Annotated in this window: 21 protein-coding genes; 17 read left to right on the top strand and 4 right to left on the bottom strand. The window is 46.4% G+C overall.

Features of this window, described 5'->3' with window-relative positions; translation table 11 throughout:
* The first annotated feature begins 55 nt into the window (after nt 1-55).
* The 11 genes from HHX48_RS16745 to HHX48_RS16695 all read left to right on the top strand — a co-directional run bounded on the left by HHX48_RS16745 (nt 56) and on the right by HHX48_RS16695 (nt 10301).
* Complete coding sequence (locus tag HHX48_RS16745) at nt 56-1969, top strand: ATP-dependent DNA helicase (RefSeq protein WP_191026481.1); 1914 nt, start codon at nt 56-58, stop codon at nt 1967-1969.
* A gap of 11 nt (nt 1970-1980) precedes the next feature.
* Nucleotides 1981-2664 carry a tRNA (adenosine(37)-N6)-threonylcarbamoyltransferase complex dimerization subunit type 1 TsaB gene (gene tsaB / locus HHX48_RS16740; protein ID WP_191026480.1) on the top strand — a complete coding sequence of 228 codons (684 nt, stop codon included), beginning with the start codon at nt 1981-1983 and terminating at the stop codon, nt 2662-2664.
* 114 nt (nt 2665-2778) lie between these two features.
* Nucleotides 2779-3084, top strand: coding sequence for a hypothetical protein (locus HHX48_RS16735; RefSeq protein WP_191026479.1), 306 nt, complete (start codon nt 2779-2781; stop codon nt 3082-3084).
* 87 nt (nt 3085-3171) lie between these two features.
* Nucleotides 3172-3915 (top strand): Slp family lipoprotein, encoded by a 744-nt coding sequence (locus HHX48_RS16730; protein WP_191026478.1) that lies wholly within the window; start codon nt 3172-3174, stop codon nt 3913-3915.
* Nucleotides 3916-4002: 87 nt separating this feature from the next.
* Nucleotides 4003-4842 (top strand): alpha/beta fold hydrolase, encoded by an 840-nt coding sequence (locus HHX48_RS16725; RefSeq protein WP_191026477.1) that lies wholly within the window; start codon nt 4003-4005, stop codon nt 4840-4842.
* A 122-nt stretch (nt 4843-4964) separates the two neighbouring features.
* Nucleotides 4965-6617, top strand: coding sequence for a long-chain-fatty-acid--CoA ligase FadD (fadD, locus tag HHX48_RS16720; RefSeq protein WP_191026476.1), 1653 nt, complete (start codon nt 4965-4967; stop codon nt 6615-6617).
* 79 nt (nt 6618-6696) lie between these two features.
* Nucleotides 6697-7854, top strand: a complete 1158-nt coding sequence (rnd, locus tag HHX48_RS16715) for a ribonuclease D (protein WP_191026475.1) — start codon at nt 6697-6699, stop codon at nt 7852-7854.
* A gap of 3 nt (nt 7855-7857) precedes the next feature.
* A complete protein-coding gene (locus HHX48_RS16710; RefSeq protein WP_191026474.1) occupies nt 7858-8157 on the top strand; it encodes a YcgL domain-containing protein in 300 nt (99 codons plus the stop codon).
* Nucleotides 8154-9143 (top strand): lytic murein transglycosylase, encoded by a 990-nt coding sequence (locus tag HHX48_RS16705; protein WP_191026473.1) that lies wholly within the window; start codon nt 8154-8156, stop codon nt 9141-9143. Before HHX48_RS16710 ends, HHX48_RS16705 begins: the two co-directional genes overlap by 4 nt.
* Before the next feature lies 1 nt (nt 9144).
* Nucleotides 9145-9810 carry a fumarylacetoacetate hydrolase family protein gene (locus HHX48_RS16700; protein WP_191026472.1) on the top strand — a complete coding sequence of 222 codons (666 nt, stop codon included), beginning with the start codon at nt 9145-9147 and terminating at the stop codon, nt 9808-9810.
* Nucleotides 9807-10301 carry a YcgN family cysteine cluster protein gene (locus HHX48_RS16695; RefSeq protein WP_191026471.1) on the top strand — a complete coding sequence of 165 codons (495 nt, stop codon included), beginning with the start codon at nt 9807-9809 and terminating at the stop codon, nt 10299-10301. The genes HHX48_RS16700 and HHX48_RS16695 overlap by 4 nt, the downstream gene beginning before the upstream one ends.
* A gap of 27 nt (nt 10302-10328) precedes the next feature.
* On the opposite strand, the gene HHX48_RS16690 is transcribed toward HHX48_RS16695, so the two are convergent.
* The 3 genes from HHX48_RS16690 to nhaB are packed head-to-tail and all read right to left on the bottom strand — an operon-like array spanning nt 10329 to nt 12996.
* Nucleotides 10329-10880 carry a GNAT family N-acetyltransferase gene (locus HHX48_RS16690; RefSeq protein WP_191026470.1) on the bottom strand — a complete coding sequence of 184 codons (552 nt, stop codon included), beginning with the start codon at nt 10878-10880 and terminating at the stop codon, nt 10329-10331.
* A complete protein-coding gene (gene dsbB / locus HHX48_RS16685; RefSeq protein WP_191026469.1) occupies nt 10877-11395 on the bottom strand; it encodes a disulfide bond formation protein DsbB in 519 nt (172 codons plus the stop codon). Before dsbB ends, HHX48_RS16690 begins: the two co-directional genes overlap by 4 nt.
* 23 nt (nt 11396-11418) lie before the next feature.
* Nucleotides 11419-12996 carry a sodium/proton antiporter NhaB gene (nhaB, locus tag HHX48_RS16680; RefSeq protein WP_191026468.1) on the bottom strand — a complete coding sequence of 526 codons (1578 nt, stop codon included), beginning with the start codon at nt 12994-12996 and terminating at the stop codon, nt 11419-11421.
* 437 nt (nt 12997-13433) lie between these two features.
* Here nhaB and HHX48_RS16675 point away from each other — a divergent pair, with 437 nt between their 5' ends.
* The 6 genes from HHX48_RS16675 (at nt 13434) to HHX48_RS16650 (ending at nt 19903) form a co-directional block, all read left to right on the top strand.
* Entirely contained in the window at nt 13434-13814 is a 381-nt protein-coding gene (locus tag HHX48_RS16675; RefSeq protein WP_191026467.1) for a SpoIIAA family protein, read from the top strand.
* A 935-nt stretch (nt 13815-14749) separates the two neighbouring features.
* Nucleotides 14750-17728, top strand: coding sequence for a TonB-dependent receptor (locus HHX48_RS16670; protein ID WP_191026466.1), 2979 nt, complete (start codon nt 14750-14752; stop codon nt 17726-17728).
* A 101-nt stretch (nt 17729-17829) separates the two neighbouring features.
* Entirely contained in the window at nt 17830-18255 is a 426-nt protein-coding gene (locus tag HHX48_RS16665) for a hypothetical protein (protein ID WP_191026465.1), read from the top strand.
* Nucleotides 18236-18541: a hypothetical protein gene (locus HHX48_RS16660; protein ID WP_223858498.1), complete on the top strand. Its 306-nt coding sequence runs from the start codon at nt 18236-18238 to the stop codon at nt 18539-18541. The genes HHX48_RS16665 and HHX48_RS16660 overlap by 20 nt, the downstream gene beginning before the upstream one ends.
* 611 nt (nt 18542-19152) lie before the next feature.
* Nucleotides 19153-19368 carry a hypothetical protein gene (locus tag HHX48_RS16655; RefSeq protein WP_191026464.1) on the top strand — a complete coding sequence of 72 codons (216 nt, stop codon included), beginning with the start codon at nt 19153-19155 and terminating at the stop codon, nt 19366-19368.
* A 133-nt stretch (nt 19369-19501) separates the two neighbouring features.
* Nucleotides 19502-19903 (top strand): GFA family protein, encoded by a 402-nt coding sequence (locus tag HHX48_RS16650; protein ID WP_191026463.1) that lies wholly within the window; start codon nt 19502-19504, stop codon nt 19901-19903.
* Between the two features lie 410 nt (nt 19904-20313).
* On the opposite strand, the gene HHX48_RS16645 is transcribed toward HHX48_RS16650, so the two are convergent.
* A complete protein-coding gene (locus HHX48_RS16645) occupies nt 20314-21213 on the bottom strand; it encodes an aspartyl protease family protein (protein ID WP_191026462.1) in 900 nt (299 codons plus the stop codon).
* Between the last annotated feature and the right edge of the window lie 257 nt (nt 21214-21470).

Raw genomic sequence — 21470 nt, 5'->3', positions numbered from 1 at the left:
GCCATGTCTTTTAATTATCTGGCATAATACGGTTTTTGCTGTTGTTCGGGTGACTATGCCTTCAATTTCTTCTGTATTTTCTGCTGACGGCCTGCTGGCCCGCACCATTGATGGATTTGTTCCCCGTGACGCCCAGACGGAAATGGCTAAAGCGGTAAAAACAGCACTGGATAAAAAGCAAAGTCTTATAGTGGAAGCCGGAACGGGGACCGGCAAAACCTTTGCCTATCTGGCTCCGGCCTTGATGGGCAAAGGCAAAGCCATCGTGTCTACCGGTACTAAAAATCTGCAGGAACAGCTTTACCACCGTGATTTACCGCTGGTTAAAAAGGCGCTGGGAAGTCTGCGTAAAACCGCGCTATTGAAAGGGCGCGCTAATTATCTTTGTCTGCACCGGTTATCGCAGCATGGCGGTAATTCCACCTTGCTTGAAAAAGAAACGCTGGATCAACTTTCAGCCGTTAAAACATGGTCTACCACCACCAAAACCGGTGATATGGGAGAACTGAAAACCCTGCCTGAAGATGCCCGCGTTTTACCGCTGGTCACCTCCACCGTGGATAATTGTCTGGGGCGGGACTGCCCGGACTACGAAGATTGTTATCTGGTGAAGGCTCGCCGTAATGCGCTGGATGCGGATGTGATTGTGGTGAACCATCATCTTTTCTTCGCTGATATGGCGCTGAAGGACACCGGCTTTGGCGAGCTTGTGCCTGAAGCCGATGCGGTAATTTTTGATGAAGCGCATCAGATCCCGGATATTGCCAGTGACTATTTTGGTGAGGCACTGTCCACCCGGCAGCTCAGCGAAATGGCCAAGGATATTACGCTGCTGTTCAGAACCGTGCTGAAAGATGCTGGTCAACTGGATAAAGCCGCGGATAAATGCCGGATTGTGGCGGCGGATCTTCGCCTGCTTTTTCCTGAAACGCCTCAGCGAGGCAACTGGGTGGAAGCAATGGAGCGCGAGGATGTGCAGACTCAGATAAGTCGCCTTGCCGATGCACTGGGCGTTTTACATGAAGTGTGTAAGCTGAATATTGGTCGTGATAAAGATCTTGATAATCTGTACGAGCGAATTGTTCAGGCTCGCGAACAGCTTGATGCCTTCAGGAATACCACACAGACCGGGGTCAGTTTGTGGTATGAAACCAGCCCGCGGCACCTGGTTCTGCATTTGACACCGCTTTCGATTGCGGCAAAGTTCCGTCGTTTTATCAGCGACCCGCCTCGCGGATGGGTATTTACCTCCGCAACATTAATGGTGGATGACGGCTTTAAGCATTTCCAGCGTCGCATGGGGCTGGAAGAGGCCACAACGCTGGGGCTGGATAGCCCCTTTGATTACCAGAAACAGGCTGTGTTGTGCGTTCCCCGGTACTTGCCCGAGCCAAATAGTTTTCAGTTGAAACAGACCTTGCTTGAGACCGCGAAGTCCTTAATCAAGGCCAGCCGGGGGCGTTGTTTTTTACTGTTTACCAGCCATGCCATGCTAAAAGAGATCGCCGGCAAACTGGCCGATGAGATAGATAATCCGCTGTTGGTGCAGGGGTCGACGACCAAACAGGCGCTGCTGGCTGAGTATTTGGCTGATGAGAATGCAGTTTTACTTGGCACCGGGGCGTTTTGGGAAGGCGTGGATGTCCGGGGCAGTGATCTGGTCTGTGTGATGATAGATAAATTGCCCTTTGCCTCACCGGATGATCCATTGCTGCAGGCGCGGATGGAAGATGTTAAAAAGCGCGGAGCAAACCCTTTCGCAGCCATCCAGATACCGCAGGCAGTCATTACGCTGAAACAGGGCGCAGGACGACTGATTCGTGATCCCGGCGATAAAGGAGTGCTGGTAATCTGTGATAATCGTCTGGTGACCAAACCTTATGCAAAAACATTTCTTGCCAGTTTGCCTGACATGCGCCGCACCCGCAGTTTAGCGCAGGTAGAAGCGTTTTTATCTGAAATAGAATAGAAGTGACTGTAATGAAATTACTCGCCATAGATGCCGCCACAGAAGCTTTGTCGGTTGCGGTACAATACAATAACGACATCATCGACCGTTTTGAAGTCTGCCCCCAACAACATAGCCAGAAGCTGCTGCCTTTAGTTGATGAGGTGATGAGTGAAGCAGGTTTAACCCTGCAACAACTGGATGGTCTTGTGTTCGGACGTGGTCCCGGTAGCTTTACCGGTGTGAGAATTGCCACCGGCATGGTACAGGGACTGGCGTTTGGCGCACAGTTGCCCGTGGTGGGAATCAGCACACTGGCGGCGATGGCGCAGCAAGCCATCAACACCGAAAATGCACATACAATGGTCAGTGCCATTGATGCGCGCATGAGCGAAGTTTATTTTGCTCAGTTTGCTGCAAAAGACGGTCTGGCTGTTGGTGTGGGCGGTGAGCAGGTATGTGCACCTGATATCGCCGCTTCAATGCTGCCTGAAAGCGCCTTTCATGCAGTCGGTACCGGCTGGCAGGCTTATGAAGCACTGCAGGGTAACGACCATCAGGCTGTAAAAACAGACATCCTTTATCCCCATGCTCGTTTTATGCTGCAGCTGGCTGCCCCTGAATTCGCCGCTGGTAATACACAGGATGCAATGTCGGTAATGCCGGTTTATCTTCGCGACAAAGTGACCTGGAAAAAACTGCCGGGCCGTGAATAATAAGGCACATTTTTTGCAAAATTTTAGTGTTTAATATTGGATTGTGGCGCGCATAGTATCGAAATGATGGCGTGCTGTTGCAGATTAAAGGCTGGCTGACGTACCTCGTACTTTATGGAAATTCATTCTTCGCTTTCGATAGTTCAACCACAGGATCGGTCTCGTACCGTCAGACCTGATCCGGTTGACGCGCAAACAGGAAAAAAACCATACACGGTTGAACCAGCTTCAGTGCCTGCGTTTGTTCGGATGGCGCCTACCGAGGATACCCTTAACAAAGCCCATCGTTTTCACTCTGAGGCCATTTATGACCAGCCTCAGGGGAAGGCGCAGCACGCTGTTACCGCATACATGAGCTTTGAGCGAGAGCAAAAACGCGACGCAATACGCGATATGATGGGCGTAGATCTTTACGCCTGAACAGGCAGCTTCTTTTTATTCAGCTTTCATTCATCCACCAGTAAGATAATATCGTAAGGGATATTATGCTTTAGTTTGGGGTGGGTTATGTTTCTTCGAGCATTCACAGTTCTTTTTCTTATCGGTATATCAGCAGGGTGCGCGATTGTTCCTGATGATATTGATGTTGCCAACGAAAATGCTTTGGTTGGTTATAAACAGGCAGCAACAAATAGTGCTGCATCAGTAGGGCGACCTGCGCGCTGGGGCGGGGTTATCGTTGAGGTTGAAAACAAGCCGCAGCAGACATTTGTCGAAATCGTACACTTTCCGTTGAACCATTATGGACGTCCCAATACGTCTGATAACACGGTGGGTCGCTTTAAGGTGCAGATTGACGGATTCGTCGATCCCATCATGTTCGAGAAGGGGCGGTCAGTGACGTTTGTTGGCGAGGTCGCCGAACCGGTAGCCGGTATGGTGGGAGAGCAACCTTATACTTATCCGCTTATTAAAGCCAAAAATTATCACTTGTGGCGAGAGGTTACGACCTACGATATTTCACCACTGTATTTCCATTATGGTACAGGCTGGTATTCGCCGTTTTACTACCGTTACTCGCCCTTTGCCGGCTGGGGTTATGGTGCCGGTTGGGGCTATGGTCCCGGATGGGGCATGCCAAGCTCGCGGGTGCGTGTAATTGAATCCAGAGGCTTTCGGCCCTCACTTTCTCAGCCCTCTGAACAGCAACCCCGCGTGAGTCGCGGCGGCAGTCAGCTTCAGCGGGTCAAAAATGATGCGCTGCCCACAAGAAGACCAGTAAAAGGCGGGGCGCCAACCGAAAAACACTAGGCAATACTACGCCGACTGGGCGGTGCATTATTGCCGCCTACCGGCAACGTTTTGCCTGTAAATCCCGATTAAATAACAGGACAGGTTATGCTTCAAACCGAGTTTCAGGCCGGCCCAATAACGATGACAGCGTTGGACAACCAGGGAAGCGGAGAGGTTATCATAGGGCTTCATGGCTTTCTTGATAATGCCGCGAGCATGCAAGGTCTGGCGCCTTTTTTTCACAATTATCACTATATTGCGCTTGATTTTGCCGGTCACGGTAACTCAACACATCGTCCTCATGGTACCCACTATAATTTGCTGGATTACGTTCAGGATTTGCATGCGCTGGTTCAGGAGCAGGGCATCGATGAATTCACGCTGGTAGGGCATTCACTGGGCGGTATTGTTGCAACCATTTATGCATCAGTTTTCCCTGAAAAGGTAAAAGGAGTAGTCAGTATTGATGCCTGCGGCCCGCTGACAGAACCGGAAGAGACAACGGCAAAGCAAATCAGAGACTCAGTAGAAAGTCGCTGGCGCAAAACACGCAACCGACTGCGGGTGGTAGAGCTGGAACAAGCGGTAAAAGCCCGGTGTGAAATTACCGATATCAGTGAAGAAAACGCGCGCACCATTTTATTGCGTAACCTGACTCAGGATGCCGGCGGGCATTATTTCTGGGCCAGTGACCCTAAGCTTCGTACCCGCTCTTCTATTCGCCTTACCGAGGGGCAGGCTAAAGCATTGATGCAAAACATTCGTTGCCCGATACTCTTCCTCGCCGCCTCTGACAGTTTCAAAAAGGTATCAGAGGCCTTCGCATCCCGCAAAAGCTGGTTCAGTCATGCCAGATGTGAACAATTTGTAGGCGGTCATCATATTCACATGGAAAAGCCAGAGGAAGTAGGCACTGCAATCCGTGACTTTGTTGAACAATTGTAAACGTGGTCATTTATCTTTACGTTCGGTTCCGATAGTATATGCGCAAGTAATCTGACCAGTTGAGTGCAGTTTGAACGACTCAGCCTGCTCGGAAGGTAAAAGAATAATAAGTAGGAGGTTTTGTGGAGAAAACCTGGCTTGAGCATTATGACCCACGGGTCTCTGCAGACATCGATCCGGACCGCTATTCATCTGTCGTCGACATTTTCGAACAATCTGTAAAGCAATTCGGTGATAAAACGGCCTATATCAATATGGGCCACTCGATGAGTTTTAACGAACTTGATGAGCAAACCAAAAATTTTGCAGCTTATCTGCAAAACAGTGGCTTATCGCGTGGCGATGCCGTCGCGATTATGATGCCCAATTTGCTGCAATATCCTGTCGCGATGTTTGGTATTTTGCGTGCAGGTATGGTGGTGGTTAACGTTAACCCCTTGTATACCGCTCGTGAGCTTAAACACCAGCTAACCGATTCAAATGCCAAAGCCATCGTTATTGTTGAGAACTTTGCCTGCACGCTTGAAAAAGTGGTGAAGGATACGCCGGTAGAGCACATCCTTCTGACATCGCTGGGCGACATGTTACCGGCACCGAAGCGATGGATAGTGAATTTTGCCGTAAAGCACGTCAAAAAGATGGTGCCCTCTTTCAGTTTACCTGAAGCCACACCGTTTAAAGATGCCCTTAAGACGGGTGAGAAAAACACATTCACTCGGCCTGATATCTCCGGTGAAGATCTCGCGTTTTTACAATATACCGGTGGTACAACCGGTGTTTCAAAAGGCGCAATGCTGACGCACCGTAATATGATTGCCAACCTTGAGCAAGTGTCGGGCATACTGGAAACGGTGATTGAGAAAGGCAAAGATTTGGTGGTCACAGCGCTTCCGCTTTATCACATTTTTGCATTACTGGCCAATGGCTTGCTGTTTTTAAAGTACGGCTGTCCCAATTTGCTGATTACCAATCCAAGAGATATGAACGGCTTTGTGAAAGAGCTCAGTAAACATCCTTTTGCGATATTACCCGGTGTCAATACATTATTTAACGGACTACTCAATACCCCAGGATTCAGTGAGCTGGACTTCTCGAATTTCAAATTCGGTCTGGGCGGCGGTATGGCGGTGCAGCGTCCGGTCGCTGAAAAGTGGCAAAAAGTTACCAATACGGTGCTGCTTGAAGGTTATGGGTTAACAGAATGCTCACCGGTGGTGGCGGTCACGCCGCCGCAGATTAGTGAATACAAGGGCAGCATTGGATTGCCCGTGCCTTCCACCGACATCAAGCTGCTGGATGAAGACGGCAATGAAGTGAATGCCGGCGAGCCGGGTGAAATGTGGGTGAAAGGCCCACAAGTGATGCGTGGTTATCTCAACCGGGAAGAAGCAACGGATGAGATCCTCAAGGATGGCTGGCTTGCCACCGGTGATATCGCAGAGGTTGATGAAGACGGTTACTTCTATATTGTTGACCGCAAAAAAGATATGATTCTGGTATCAGGCTTCAATGTGTTTCCTAACGAGATCGAGGAAGTAGCGGCGATGCATGATAAAATCGTGGAAGCCGCAGCAATTGGCGAGGAGCATGAAGTCAGTGGCGAGGTGGTAAAACTTTTCGTTGTCAGAAATGATGATTCTCTGACTGAAGAAGAAGTGATCAGTCATTGCCGTGACCACCTTACCGGCTATAAAGTACCTAAGCGCGTGGTCTTCAAAGAAGAATTACCGAAAACCAATGTCGGCAAAATTCTGCGTCGTGAGTTGCGTGACTAAGAGCATATCTCACGCCGGGATGATCTGGCGCACAGACAATTAAGGGACAGCCGGCATTTGCCGGCTGTTTTTTTGGATTATGGAATATCAGTTAATTACAACCAGCGAACAGTTAAAAAATGTATGCCGCAAGGCGCAAACCCATGCTGCTGTTGCTCTGGACACCGAGTTTGTCCGAACCCGTACGCTTACTCCGCAGCTGGGCCTGTTGCAGCTGTATGATGGCGATCAGTTGGTGCTTATTGATCCGCTGCAAATTGAGGATATGCAACCGTTCATTACCCTCATGCTTAATAGCAATGTGGTGAAGGTACTACATTCATGTTCAGAAGATCTTGAGGCATTTCTTACGGCGTTTGACTGCATTCCTTCACCTGTCTTTGATACGCAGTTTGCTGCTTCGGTATTGAATATTGGTCCGACGCTTGGCTATGCAAGATTGGTCGAAATGCTCAGTAATGTTCAGCTGGATAAAGGGGAGTCCAGAACGGATTGGCTGGCGCGTCCGTTAAGTGAGAAGCAGTTACATTATGCCGCGAATGATGTGCTGTATTTACTACCGGTTTACGAAAACCTAAATAAGCAAATCACTGAAAAAGGGCTGTTGAACTGGGTGTTCGACGAGATGACGACACTGGCAGCAAAAAAGGCGGCAAACCTGCCGGCGGAATTTGCGTATCTGCCGGTTAAAAATAACTGGCGACTGAATATTGAGCAGCTCACCGTGCTGCAGCATCTTTCCGCATGGCGTATCGGCATGGCCAGAAAGAAAGATCTGGCACTCAACTTTGTGCTTAAAGAGTCGCTGATGTTTGAAATTGCACAAAGGTTGCCTGACAGCCGGCATGAGCTCAGCAGTGTTTGTGGCATGATTGCACCGACAATGCGCCGCTACGGCGATACGCTGCTTGATATCGTGCAACGCGCCAGAGATGAATATAATGACCTGCCGCAGGACAAGCACTTGCCTCGTGCCCAGCGGTTAGTCGATTTTCCCGCTTACAAAAAAACACTGGCTGAACTAAAAACGGCTGCCAATGATATTGCCGAGCAATATCAGGTGCCGGTTGAAGTTGTTGCCTCCAAAAAACAACTTAACCAGGTGCTGAAATGGTACTGGTTTGATTTGGATGAAATGCAGGTTCAGGGGTTAACGCCTGATCTGTTGACTGGCTGGCGCGCTCCCTTATTTAAAAACGCAATTGAGACTGTAATAGGCCCTGAAAAAGAGGTGTAATCTATGTTGTGTGCTGTGTATAAAACAAAGAAAAAAGAAGGAATGTATCTGTACGTTCAGAACCGCGATAATTTTGAGGCGGTGCCTGAAATACTGATGGAACAGTTTGGTAAGCCAGAATTGGCCATGATGCTGGCGTTGGATAAACATGAGCAAATTGGAACGATCGCCAAAGATGCATTGGTAGAAGCGCTTAATGAAAAGGGCTATTATCTTCAGATGCCGCCGAAGCAGGAAGACTGGCTGGCGGAGTTTCGTATTGCCAAAGGCCTGTCTCCGCGTGAGGAGGCAAAAAAGTTTTGATAAAAAAAGCACCGTTTTTCTTTCTTCTTTATATCTTATTTTCAAGCATCTCAGCGTATGGGAAAAATGCGGACGCTGACGAGGCCGCGTTTTCATACTATATAAAAGCGCTGAAAAAGGAAGCCGTATCGAAGGGCTACGAGCGAGCGTGGCTTGACGACATGTTTAACGACATCACGTTTCGCCCGACTGTAGTCAAAGCCGATAAAAATCAACCTGAGAAAAAAATCACGCTGGATACCTATCTGGCAACCCGTGTACCTGATTGGAAAGTGGCCCAGGCTGTAACGCTTCTTAATGAAAACCAGACGTTGCTGAGCAAAATAAGCCGGGAATACGGTGTTCAACCGCGCTTTATCATTGCGCTATGGGGCAACGAGTCTAATTTCGGCAAAATTCAGGGTAATCATGATGTGTTGTCTGCGCTAAGTTCACTTGCCTTTGAGGGACGCCGGGAAACGTTGTTTAAAAAACAATTTTTTGCAGCACTTAAAATATTATCCGAAGGCCATATCACACGTAGTGAGTTTTCCGGCTCCTGGGCGGGAGCGATGGGACAGAGTCAGTTTATGCCAACCTCATTTCTTACCTATGCGGTAGATTATGACAAGGATGGAAAGAAAGATATCTGGCAGTCAAAAGCAGATGTGTTTGCCTCCATTGCAAATTATCTTAAGCAGGAAGGGTGGAGTGATAACGTGACGTGGGGAAGGCAGGTCACCTTGCATCAGGGTTATCGCGGGCAGGATGCCGGGCTGGATACGTTCAGGCCGTTATCATGGTGGCAGGCGAAGGGGGTGCGTAAGTACGATGGCTCTGCATTGCCTGATGCCCCTGTTAAGGCATCCCTGATTAAGCCTGACGGTCTCGAAGGGCGTATTTATCTTGTCTATACTAACTTTCATACACTCATGAAATGGAACCGGTCACAGTACTTCGGCGTTTCGGTTGGTTACCTTTCAGATCGGATAAAAAAAGGACACTGATATGTACCGCCATCTGGACAATCTTGAGCTACCTATTGACCTTCCTGTAGGAAAAGTCGTTTGCGTAGGTCGTAATTATCTTGATCACATTAAAGAAATGCATGCGCAGGTGAGCGAACAGGCTCTGCTTTTTATGAAGCCGGTGACAGCGTTAACGCACATGCATCATCCTGTGAAGATCCCTGCGGATAAGGGGGCGTGTCATAACGAGATAGAAATTGCGGTACTGATAAAGGATCGTTTATGTAACGCTGATGAAGACACCGCCGAAGCCGCGATATGGGGCGTGGGGCTCGGGCTTGACCTTACGCTTCGCGATGTTCAACAAACATTAAAAGAACAAGGCCAGCCGTGGGAGCGGGCGAAAGCTTTTGATGCAAGCTGCCCGGTTTCAGGCTTTGTGCCTGCATCACAGGTTGCTGATTTTCAGGATATCCGGTTTTCATTGCGGGTGAATAATGACATTCGACAGCAGGGGCATTCGAAAGATATGATGCGCCTCATCTGCGCACTACTGGCGGAAATCTCTGAGGCATTTACGCTGGAATGTGGCGATATCGTTCTTACCGGTACGCCAAGTGGCGTAGGAGCGCTGACGCACGGTGATAGTATTGAGGCCGTCCTGGATGGCCATTTTTCAATTCAGACAAATGTTGTAACGGTATGAGTGAGAATTTCTGGGAAACCAAAACACTGGATGAAATGAGCGATAAGGAGTGGGAGTCGCTGTGTGATGGTTGTGCAAAGTGCTGTTTGCACAAGTTTATTGAGGATGATGACGCCGAAGCACAAATTAGTACTGATGAGGCCCATCCTGAAGAAGAAATTCACTATACCAACATCGTGTGCACATTGCTCAACACAAAAACATGCAGCTGTAGTCAGTACGAACGTCGTACAGAGCTAGTCCCGGATTGTGTGAAGCTGACAAAAGAGAATCTGAAAGATATTTTCTTCATGCCGCCAAGCTGTAGTTACCGCCGCCTTTACGAGGGACGGGGGCTGCCATCATGGCACCCGTTGCTCAACAACGGCAAAAAGTCTGTGATGCATCAAAAGGGCATGTCAGTCAGGGGAAAAACGGTATTTGAAAATGATGTCGAATTGGAAGCGTTTGAAGACTATATCGCTATCTGGCCGGTTGAAGATCTGGATTAGTCCGGCATGACGCCGGGCTTGTCACTTTTAATCGGCAAGTAACGCGTATAGATAAGCGTCACGACCGAATACTCGCTTTCTGCACAATCCTTCTCGTTGTGCTCCCAACTTATCGGCCACTCGCATACTGGCTTTATTGCCAGGCTCAACAAACAATTCTAGCCGCTGCAAACTAATTTGTGAGAACGCCAGCTTAGCCAGGCTCTGGCAAAGGTTTACAGCCAGTCCGTGGCCGCAGGCTTCTGGTCTGATCCAGTACCCCAGGTTTGCCGTGGCATGCAAAGGATGGATGTAATTAATGATGCCCATGCCTAAGCAAATAGCATCGCTCATCAGCAGGTAGGTAATGCCATACCCTGAAGCGCGCTTTTTTTCCATCTCATCAATACACTGACGGGTCGCGGTAGGCGTGATAGGGCACAACGAATTGCCCAGCCATGGACGCACATGGCTGGCGGATGCTCTGCACGCTTCACAGAGGCTATCGAGATGTTTAAGGCCCAGCCGGGCAACGGTAATGTCACCGTAATCACTGGGCGCTACTGGTAAGCGAGAGGGTAAAGTAATCAGATCGCTCAAATGCGTTTTTTATCCACTATCCGACATACAAAGACTATAACGAATACGACAAAATAGGCTGCGAAGATTACTGACATCCAATCGGCCATCCCCATCGACATGAATTGCCAACTGTTTTCGGTGCAGTCTCCTTTGGCCGCGAAGATTGCCGGCAGCCACTCGTGCAGCGGCATAAAGGCGGGGAAATTGGGTACGATTTCGCATGTAGCGAAAAACGGGTTTTTGGCGTTGAGGATTTCAACATGTTCGCGGGCAATTAAAAAGCCCCAACCAGCGGATACGGCCCACCCGGCAAAGCCAATAAGCCGCGTGAACAGGTTATTTTTAATAAGGACTATCAATCCGGCCAGTAAAATACCGTACATCGCTGTACGCTGATAAATACACATAATACAGGGCTGAAGATTCATGCCGTACTGGAAGTATAGGGCAACAATCTGCAACGCCAGCGCAGATAAAAACAGGAAAAACCAGGCCGACTTTTTGTCGGCCAGCTGACTAAATAATCGAATCATTGTTGTGTACCGTCACTAAAAGATTAATGGCCTGAATCACCCGGCACGGCACCCGTATGATGCTCAATCAGGTGGGCATCATAAAGAAATTGTGTGGCATCGAGCAGGCCGTAATACGTGGCCAGCAAGCCAACAATTGTCAGAACGATGGTATAGGGCAGAGCCATGATTACCATCTTGCCATAAGAAAGCCTTAACAGTGGCGCGATAGCTGAGGTTAGCAGGAACAGGAATGCTGCCTGTCCATTCGGCGTTGCGACGCTAGGCAGGTTGGTACCGGTATTAATAGCAACGGCCAGCAGATCAAACTGATCACGGGTAATTTGCCCTTCTTTGAGGGCGGCAGTGACCTCGGTAATATATACGGAGCCGACAAATACATTGTCTGACACCATCGATAACACGCCATTGGCCAGGTAAAACATAACCAGCTGTGTTTTACCTTCAAAGCTAAGTACCCATTGAATGACAGGCTGGAATAACCCCTGGTCGATGATCACTGCAACCACGCCAAAAAACACGCAAAGCAGGGCGGTAAAAGGCAGCGCCTCTTCGAACGCTTTACCCAGCGCATGCTCTTCAATGATACCGCTCATGGAAGTAGCCAGAATGATAACGGACAAGCCTATCAGACCCACTGAGGCAAAATGGCCGGCAAGACCGACAATTAACCAAACACCTATAAGTGCTTGTACAGCAAGGCGCGCCGTATCTCGCTTGGTACGCTCCTGGTCCGCATGTTTATCGTAATCAACCAGAATATCGCGCACGGCAATGGGAAGCTTTGCGCCATAACTGAATAATTTGGTTTTTTCCAGCATGACGGTGGTTAACAGACCACACACGAAGACTGGCAGTGTAACCGGCGACATACGAATAAAGAATTCCAGAAAGCTCCAGCCTGCTTTATCAGCAATGATCAGGTTTTGCGGCTCACCCACCATTGTCATCACGCCGCCCAGTGCAGTACCTACTGCTGAGTGCATCATCAGGTTACGCAAAAACGCGCGGAAGTCTTCAAGATCATTTCTGCCTAATTCGTGCACACCATCATCAGAGGTATGGTCGTGGTCATGATGGAATTCTTTTCCCGATGCCACTTTATGATAAATGGTGTAAAAGCCCAGGCCCACACTGATAATCACGGCCACAACAGTGAGCGCGTCAAGAAAGGCGGAAAGAAACGCGGAGGCAGTAATAAATGCCAGGGAAAGTATCAGCTTATTACGTACTTTGATGACCAGCTTGGTAAACAAATACAGCAGCAGATCCTTCATAAAGAAGATACCCGCTACCATAAATACCAATAGCAAAATAACTTCCAGATTCACCTCTATTTCATGCAGCATATGCTCAGGGGATGTCATGCCAATAAACATGGCTTCGATAAGCAGCAGGCCACCGGGCTGAAGAGGGTAGCATTTAAGTGCCATGGCCAGTGTGAATATAAATTCGATAACCAGTACCCAGCCAGCCAGATAGCTGTCAAACATAAAGATGAAGGGGTTGGCAATGAGGCAGGCGATAATGGCTTTTTTATACCAGTCGGGTGCGTGACCCAGAAAGTTTCGATACAGGGCCATTGGCATCGAAGTTTGCATGACAGTTATCCTTTTACCACTTGAAGACACATTGTTATATGCACTGTGTGCGAGGGCGCATTACAGTGTCGTTGTTATCGGCAGCGCGAGAAAATTCGCTACCTTTATTTTATGCACGCTAAGACTAGCGCAAAATTCTTAAGTGAGGAAGGAACTGGTCCCGAATTCTTACATAAATAGACCGTTAGCATTAATTTTAATCGCTGGCGCTTTTTTAAACATATCTGTTCTTCCATCAATTCATCTTCAATTCAGACAAAGGCGTGACGTGTAGCATATGGAGCCTGTTCTGCGGGCAGTCAGAGGTCTGTTGTCTATACTTAAACAAGTTGGTCGTTGCACTAATAGCGTGGATAGTCATTGGGACTGCTCAAGCATGTTGTGGTTTTCGCGTTTGCTACAGCCTATGAATGCAAATCGCCGATAGGAGAAAGACAATGAATGTTAAAAAGCACGGTATTGCTATTGGAATCGATCGGGTAGGGGACGAAGTTTTTCTGTCATTAAAAGCGCGGGGAACACTGACCCATCAGGATTATGAAATCATCACGCCGATGATAGACTCTGCATTGAAAGAAGTTCAGTCGCCCAAGGTGAAGGCGCTTATCGATGGTACCGAACTTGACGGATGGGAACTAAGGGCTGCATGGGACGATTTTACGCTAGGGCTGCGTCATGGCAGCGAATTTGAAAAGATAGCTATTTATGGCAACAAATCCTGGCAGGAAACGCTATCCAAAATTGGCAGATGGTTTATTTCAGGTGAAGTGAAATACTTTGAAAGTGAACAGGATGCTATTGACTGGCTCAATGGATGATGAGTTGATGTTTTCATCCAAAAATAAAAGACGTGCTTTACCTAGTGCAAGAGGTGTGAGTAGGGAGGAGGTACCAATTAATATGCGTAATATTTGCCCATATTTGCAGTGTAAAAGATATAAGATTTTTTAAATTAAAGCTTAGGTGAAAATACTTGTAAGTATTAATTGCAAAAATTTTTTTTGACTAATAATTAATTTAAAAAATTTTTAAGCTCCTCATTATTGAGCACGCTTGTAGTTCTCCTAATTACCGTAAACTAATATTGCCATTATCTTCTGTTTGATTAAATTGTGAGCGAATTGTTTAGGTAGCATTTTTCAGTATGCGATCCTCATGCTGACTGTAGTCTTCATACTAAATTCTCAAAAGTATTGAGGTCTTTTCATCCATATGCAATAAGCATATCTCTTACAATAGAAATAAGACAAATGGTCATTGCGGCTGTGGCGTGAACACACATCAATAACACCTTCCTCTTCAAGTCCCCCTCTTTCATATATATCTTATACTGACAAATGTGCAGGATTTCTTATTTATAATAATGTGAGCAAAAAATACACAGTAAACGGATCTGCAATTTAATAAATTAATGACTATATAAAATTTTTAAAACGACAACTTAAAGCGTTCTTTTACGCTGACATGCTTATAATTATCGATGAATTAACAAAAATTGTAGGTGAGGGTTTATCTTTAAGAATATATAAGGAATATTGAATTGATTTGATTGTTTTTTAATTGGACCAATGACATTGACCTTTTTTAATCTATTTGATTAGTATGTGGGCGAAAAGTTCAATTAAATAAGCTCTCTTTATATAGTAAGAAGTTTATTTTTATGGACGTTGTTTGGATTTAGCCTTGCTTCAGATAAACAACAAAAAATAAATAGATAAATATAAATAATAACTAATAATCCAGGAAAGGTTATATGGTCAATTTCAAAAACAATATATTCAAGCGCACGATTGCAGCAGTCGCTGTTACTGCTGCGTTTGGAGCAATGTCGCCCGCCATGGCACAAAGCACAACCGGCGCGGTGTCAGGTCAGGTCGTTAGTTCTTCTAAACAGGCAGTTGATGCAGCAAGTGTTACAATCCGCAATGTCGAAACCGGCTATACAAGAACGGTTGAGGTTGATGAAGAAGGGCGCTACAGATTTCCTGCACTGCCTATCGGCCGTTACACGGTTTCTGCTAACGCACCGGGCTATTCGCAAAATCAGTCTCAAGAGTTTTCAATCAGCGCTGGTGCCTCACGTCAGCTGACGGTAGGCTTAGCATCAGATGTTGAGAGAATTGAAGTTTCAGGTTCTTCAATCTCAATGATTGATATGCGTTCTTCTGGTACGTCACTGAACATCGGTGAAGTTGAAATTGACCGTATCCCCGTTCCAAGAAACGCAACATCAGTTGCACTACTTGCGCCTAGTACCACGGCTGGCGACAATCGTTTTGGTAACACCGGAAACCTTGCCTCATTTGGTGGTTCTTCCGTTGCAGAAAACGCTGTTTACATTAACGGGCTGAATGTTACAAACTTCAGAACGGGTACGGGTTTCTCCAATGTGCCTTTTGAATTTTACAAACAGTTTGAAGTTAAAACCGGTGGTTATTCTGCTGAATTCGGTCGTTCTACCGGTGGTGTTATCAACGCCGTTACCAAAAGTGGTACCAACGAATTTAAAATGGGCGCCAACGTTTATTATCAGCCTGAAAGCTTAAGAGAGCAAAGCCCGGATACTTACCTGTCTAACGGTAGCGCTTATATCGTAAACCGTCTTGATGAAAGAAGTGAGATGGAAGGCAATATCTGGGCTTCCGGCGCACTTATCGAAGACACTTTGTTCTTTTACGGTATTTATAACCCGCGGGACATCAGCAACGAGGGAACAACCGGTGAAGGCAGTAACTTCTTCGATCAAAGCTCAGACGATGCCTTCTATGGTGGTAAAATTGACTGGATCATCAACGAAGACCACAAGCTGGAATTATTGGCGTTCTCAGACTCCAATACCGTCGTTACTGACAACTTCACCAACGATTTGGAAACCGGTGAAAAAATTTATCAGTCAACAGGTTATGAAGAAAATGGCGGTGACAACTGGTCACTGACGTATACCGGTTACCTGACAGACAGCCTTACTGTTAAAGCCCTGTACGGTAAAAATAAATACGACATCACTTCCAGAAGTAATGTGCAAAGTGAGTGTAACTTCCACTACGACTTGCGTGAAGATGCGCCGATTGGCCGTTTTGCTGGTTGTATCGGTAGCCCGGCCTATCTTGTAGAAGAAGGTCAGGATGAGCGTGAAGCCATGCGCATTGACTTTGAATGGTACGTTGGCGATCACCTGCTGCGCTTCGGCTATGACACTGAAACCAATACATCGAATGCATTGGAAGGGTATTCTGGCCCTGATGGTAAGTTTGTTTACCTTCGTGACGGTACACCAGGCGCTGAACTGGATAACGGTTCTTCCATTCCTGCAGGGGTTACTGAATATGTAGAAGAGCGGGTGCGTACTGTTTCGGGCAGCTTTGAAACAGAAAACAGCGCATTTTATATTGAAGATATCTGGAGTATTACCTATAACCTGACAGCCACTATTGGTCTGCGGTACGACACTTTCGACAACATGAACAGTGCAGGTGATACTTTTGTTGAGATTGACAACATGTGGGCACCTCGCTTAGGTCTGTCTTATGATATCAACGGTGATGGCGAGTCCAAGGTGTTTGCTAACGTCGGGCGTTACTTCCTTCCTGTAGCCAGTAACACCAACGTGCGTATGTCTGGCAACGAGTACGATGTAACCACGTATTACCCGCTGGTAGGTACATCCATTGAGCAGTTCAATGGCAGTGATTACCTGGACTATGAAAAAGGTGAGCAAATCGGTGATCCGCGTGTGAATGCGAATGGTGCAGTTCCGGATACGCGTAGCATCGTCGACCAGGACTTAGATCCCATGTACCAGGATGAATTCATTCTGGGCTACGAAGCGGTCTTTGCTGAAAACTGGAGCTGGGGCATCCGTGGTATTCGTCGTGAGCTGAACGGTGCGATCGATGATATGTCAATTGAGTCATACCTGGATGATACGTTCGGATGTCATGCGTCTTCTTATGTTCTGGGTAACCCGGGCAAAACCGCTACTATCTTTGCTGATACCGACTGTGCCGATGATGGTGCGGTAGATGAAGCTATTGATGTTGATTTAGCGTCTATTGGCTTCCCTGAAGGTGAGCGTAAATACAACGCAGTTGAATTAACTTTGGCGCGTGTATGGGACGGTCAATGGTCATTTAATGCCTCTTATACCTGGGCTCAAAGCTACGGTAATACTGAAGGTTTGGTAAAATCCGATAACGCACAGGATGATGCGGGTATCACACAGGATTTCGACTTTGCCGATCTGATGGACGGTGCGTATGGCTATCTGCCTAACGATCGTCGTCATACCTTCAAGGCATATGGTGCCTATTCCATGACAGATAATCTGACACTGGGTGCAAACTTTATCCTGTCATCAGGCCGTCCTCTGAATGCGTTTGGTGTGGGCCACCCTAATGGCGTACCTTCATATGGTGATACATTCTATGTGTGTAACGCGAACTGTACCGACGAAGAAATGGCAAACGAGTACACCAGATTCCCTCGTGGTAACTTCGGACGTACTGACTGGACGCCACGTCTTGATTTAAACGCCACATACAACATGGATTTCTACGAGACAGTGGTTACGTTAAGAGCTGATGTCTTCAACGTGTTGAATGCATCATCTGTACAACGACAAAACGAGACGGCTGAGCTGAGCTTCCCGGGTGATACGAACCCGCGCTTCATGGCTGCAACGTCTTATCAAACACCTCGCTATGTTCAGCTAAGCGCAGGTATTGAGTTTTAATTAACTCACTTTTAGTCGCTCAGTAAACTGAGCGACGATTACAAATCGCCGTTCGGTTAGGTGTCTCCCTATAGAACGGTCGATTTTTCTAAGCAGATCCGATGTCAAAAATTGGCATCGGATTTTTTTATGCCAGACAAAAATCAATTCATAAGAAAGCTGGCTTATCTTCGCTTTTTATTCTTTACTGCGTAATTGACAGCCCCGGTGGGATTACTGTCGCCCCGTTGCCTTGTTTAGCACCGATCATCATTTGTTATCTCACCATCAAAGCAAAATTAAAAAACATCCTTTATGGCCATGAAGCTAATGACCGTCTAGGCTTCTGTGAGTATGAAGCTTATGAATCACTTCTCTCACCTGAGGGTTACGTCAGGCCTCACAGTTATGGCAAGGAATGGTGGTTGTTACCCCGGTATGAGAGCGACTACGCGATAAATCTTATGATGGCAGGAATTAACTGTTATCTTTTCGGGATATCTTGCACATTTTTACGCGGTAGTTTGAATGAAAACAGAAATCGTTAAAGTACTTGTCCTGGCATCGGCGATAAGCTGTACAGTATCTGAGGCGAAAACCAATAAAGATAAGTCTTTGCCTCCCGGACTGGAAAAGAAAGTGAACCGCACGGGGCAGCTTCCACCTGGCTGGCAGAAAAAGCTTGCTGTAGGTGAGCGCTTAGATACGCAGGTGTACAAAAACGCATCGATAATGGACCCTGTTCGAAACGATGGTATTGTCACCGTACAGATTGACGGACGAGTCATCAGGCTTATTGAAGCAACCAGGGAAATCGTCGAAATTCTAAGGTAAAACTTTTAAATGTCTGCCTGACAGACATTTTTACCGGCGTTTGTTATCTGACAAACGCCAAGCTGTATCAGCATCACCTGTCTTCTGTTGATGCACTTGAGCATTCGCATCTTTGCGTGGATTGAGTGCAAAACCAAAATCAGAACACTAACGAAATCATATGTTTTGACGGCTAGTTGGTGCCATGGGTCTTCCTACACCATTTTTTGGGCTGGAAAATCAAAGGGCGCGAACTTAACGTGTTTCAAAGCGTGTGTTGCGTATACTGGGATTTAAGCGAAAGCGACTATCGCGTTTCAGAGCATGTATTTCTTCACTTATACAAAAGGCGTTGGCTGCTTATCGGAGCATCCACCATAATTGAAAGTACAAAAATTTGCCTAAAGATAAGAAACACGTTTTCCGGGTTGTCCCGTTGATGGCAAAGCATGAAGTTCAGGCGTTAGCATCGCAAATGGGTGTATAGGCAAATTTAAACAACTTTGCTTGTAAGAATGGGGGCCAGAAAACTACGAAATCGCGCTTGCTTTTTAATGAGTGAAAAGATAAATAGGGCTGATGGCGCTGGTTTTGCCTGTTAAGTGAACAATAGGTTTTAAGGAGAATGAACTATGGAAGGCATATTGGAAGGTGTTGGCGCCGCAGGCGCATTATTTTACCTCGCACTTATTATTTTGTGGGTTTTAGTTCCGGTATTCGTCATTCTTATCTCAAAACGCGTTAAAGAAATGCGTGATATCGCCATAGAGTCGCGGATAGAAATAAAAGAGCTTAATGCCAGCCTCAAGTATTTAAAACGAAAATTTAATGAATCTGATGACTCATAGCACTGCGCTATTGTAGTTCTCTGCGGTCACAGAGAGATAAAACACGAGGGTGCTTTCACGATTATCGATCACTTAACGGTGCCGTAAAACTTGATGTGGTGCGCGCATAATATAGACAGTAGAAGGATGCTTGATGGCTGATTATTATGGTTCTTGCCTGTGTGGTAATGCTAAATTTGAAGTGCAGGGGAAGGTTGACGGCTTTTACCTGTGCCATTGTCGGCATTGCCAAAAGGATACCGGGTCAGCGCATGCGGCCAATTTATTTTCGAAATCGGCCAGGTTGAAATGGTTACCAGGTGCAGATTCTGTGACTACCTTCACGCTTTCAGGCACTCGCCACACGACAAGTTTTTGTAAATTCTGTGGTTCCCTAATGCCAGGTATTCATCAGGATGGTTTGCTTGTCATTCCCGCCGGATGTCTGGATACACCAGTCACTTTACGACCAAACGCTCACATCTTTACTTCCAGTAAAGCGGGTTGGGATAAAGATTTAGATGATGTGCCAGAATTCTGCAGGTTTCCTGAGTAAGCGGCTTTTACATACCAATCTGTGTCAGTCGCCTAACGGCGCAGGATCAGTCTAGACACTGAGTGCATGTCTTCTATTTACGAAAATGACTTGCCGAAACGTGGATATAGTTATCTTCTTAGCGCATCTCTTTCCAAGCGATGTGTGGTTTGCAGGTCTTCAGTCACTTACTGATTAGCTTCACACACAAGCGCGACATTGGTGTGGGCGTTTACTGGCATATTGGACAAATTTAAAAAAAGCAGGTTAATTTCTTATGACATTCATATGGCATGAGCGTGTGCTTAATCGCTTTTGTTGTGATGTATATCGTGACGCTGAGTCAGTAACAACGGTACCAGTCTGGCAGTTTAATATCGGCGATAAGACGTATCGGGAAATTTCGGGCTTACCATTGATCACTTGCCTGGTTAATTCTTTTGCACATACATAGTGTTATTGGCAGCGTCAATAATACTATTGATAGAGGCCAGCTCTTTGTTACCGACAATTCCTACAAACATGCCATTTTCCGACCCAATAGCCTGTTTTAAAGCACCGAAGTCAGCCACGAGAAAATCGCTATTAATTGCTGCACTTCCGATTTTTATTGTTTTGTTCAGTACGACCTTCATAGGCGTCTCTGTTCCATCATGGCCAACTAATTTTGCTTTTGGATGATTTTCCAAATCGAAACCAAAATCATCGTCTACTACAGACATATCCAAAACAACTTGTTGTGCACCTGAATCCACTAGCATTACTACATCATGTTGCTTAAGTCTTGCTTTAACAAGGTTAAATCCCATTTCAGTTTGTAGCAGAGGAATGGCGGTATATTTTGAACCAGAGCCTGTAAACAGCGCTTCTACATCATTGTCTTTTTCTGGTACTAAAAGCCTGCTGTTCCTAATATCAACCAAAGCGTGAAGTTCAACAATTGCATCATGGCCAATGATACCGTCAATCTGAGGCTCTAGATGAAGTGTTGAATTTGAATGTATATTCTTGAGTGTTAGCTCGTGAGTTCCTATGACCAGTGACTCGATGCTAATTGGGAAGGTTTCTATTTTGCCTTTTTCCTCGTCACCTATAATGATTCCATCTATAGCGCTTTTTGCCTTTCTGATGCCGAAATATTCAAGCTTACTCAGGCCAACAATAGACCCCGTTGAGCCTGTATCAAGTATAAATGTCCCCTCTCTTCCATTAATCACTGCTTCAAGGCTAAAGTGCCCATCATCTGTAACTTGCAATGGAATCTCATCCATAGCACCTTGCGCGAAGGGCGCGTAGATGAAAAGAAAGGCAAATAGAGTACTAAATTTCATTCAACATCCTTATTGTGGCTAAATTTCAATAACTGCTATCGCATATTAGTCACTGTTATAAAAGCATTGCAATTACTAAGGATAATCTCTATTAGTAGATTGGTTTGGCAAAATCGCTTGCTACTTATACCGTCAGTATCCCTTAGTAATCACATCACCCTGCCTGATTGTGGGCTGGACGCAAATGCAGATTTCACTTTTCGATTAACTTTTATCAGCAGCGTTGTGGTTAATTGCTGTTGGCTCCCATTCTTTGC

The sequence above is a fragment of the Salinimonas profundi genome, assembly GCF_014750655.1.
Classification (GTDB): domain Bacteria; phylum Pseudomonadota; class Gammaproteobacteria; order Enterobacterales; family Alteromonadaceae; genus Alteromonas; species Alteromonas profundi_A.
This window is presented reverse-complemented; position numbering and strand designations above follow the sequence as displayed.

What these genes read in the sequence shown, in the direction of transcription:
- HHX48_RS16745 (WP_191026481.1), top strand. Translation starts at nt 56, where the DNA reads ATGCCTTCAATTTCTTCTGTATTTTCTGCTGACGGCCTGCTGGCCCGC.
- HHX48_RS16725 (WP_191026477.1), top strand. Translation starts at nt 4,003, where the DNA reads ATGCTTCAAACCGAGTTTCAGGCCGGCCCAATAACGATGACAGCGTTG.
- HHX48_RS16670 (WP_191026466.1), top strand. Translation starts at nt 14,750, where the DNA reads ATGGTCAATTTCAAAAACAATATATTCAAGCGCACGATTGCAGCAGTC.
- HHX48_RS16660 (WP_223858498.1), top strand. Translation starts at nt 18,236, where the DNA reads ATGAAAACAGAAATCGTTAAAGTACTTGTCCTGGCATCGGCGATAAGC.
- HHX48_RS16700 (WP_191026472.1), top strand. Translation starts at nt 9,145, where the DNA reads ATGTACCGCCATCTGGACAATCTTGAGCTACCTATTGACCTTCCTGTA.
- dsbB (WP_191026469.1), bottom strand. Translation starts at nt 11,395, where the DNA reads ATGATTCGATTATTTAGTCAGCTGGCCGACAAAAAGTCGGCCTGGTTT.
- HHX48_RS16650 (WP_191026463.1), top strand. Translation starts at nt 19,502, where the DNA reads ATGGCTGATTATTATGGTTCTTGCCTGTGTGGTAATGCTAAATTTGAA.
- HHX48_RS16710 (WP_191026474.1), top strand. Translation starts at nt 7,858, where the DNA reads ATGTTGTGTGCTGTGTATAAAACAAAGAAAAAAGAAGGAATGTATCTG.
- nhaB (WP_191026468.1), bottom strand. Translation starts at nt 12,996, where the DNA reads ATGCAAACTTCGATGCCAATGGCCCTGTATCGAAACTTTCTGGGTCAC.
- HHX48_RS16655 (WP_191026464.1), top strand. Translation starts at nt 19,153, where the DNA reads ATGGAAGGCATATTGGAAGGTGTTGGCGCCGCAGGCGCATTATTTTAC.
- HHX48_RS16645 (WP_191026462.1), bottom strand. Translation starts at nt 21,213, where the DNA reads ATGAAATTTAGTACTCTATTTGCCTTTCTTTTCATCTACGCGCCCTTC.
- HHX48_RS16675 (WP_191026467.1), top strand. Translation starts at nt 13,434, where the DNA reads ATGAATGTTAAAAAGCACGGTATTGCTATTGGAATCGATCGGGTAGGG.
- tsaB (WP_191026480.1), top strand. Translation starts at nt 1,981, where the DNA reads ATGAAATTACTCGCCATAGATGCCGCCACAGAAGCTTTGTCGGTTGCG.
- rnd (WP_191026475.1), top strand. Translation starts at nt 6,697, where the DNA reads ATGGAATATCAGTTAATTACAACCAGCGAACAGTTAAAAAATGTATGC.
- HHX48_RS16730 (WP_191026478.1), top strand. Translation starts at nt 3,172, where the DNA reads ATGTTTCTTCGAGCATTCACAGTTCTTTTTCTTATCGGTATATCAGCA.
- HHX48_RS16695 (WP_191026471.1), top strand. Translation starts at nt 9,807, where the DNA reads ATGAGTGAGAATTTCTGGGAAACCAAAACACTGGATGAAATGAGCGAT.
- HHX48_RS16735 (WP_191026479.1), top strand. Translation starts at nt 2,779, where the DNA reads ATGGAAATTCATTCTTCGCTTTCGATAGTTCAACCACAGGATCGGTCT.
- HHX48_RS16665 (WP_191026465.1), top strand. Translation starts at nt 17,830, where the DNA reads ATGTCAAAAATTGGCATCGGATTTTTTTATGCCAGACAAAAATCAATT.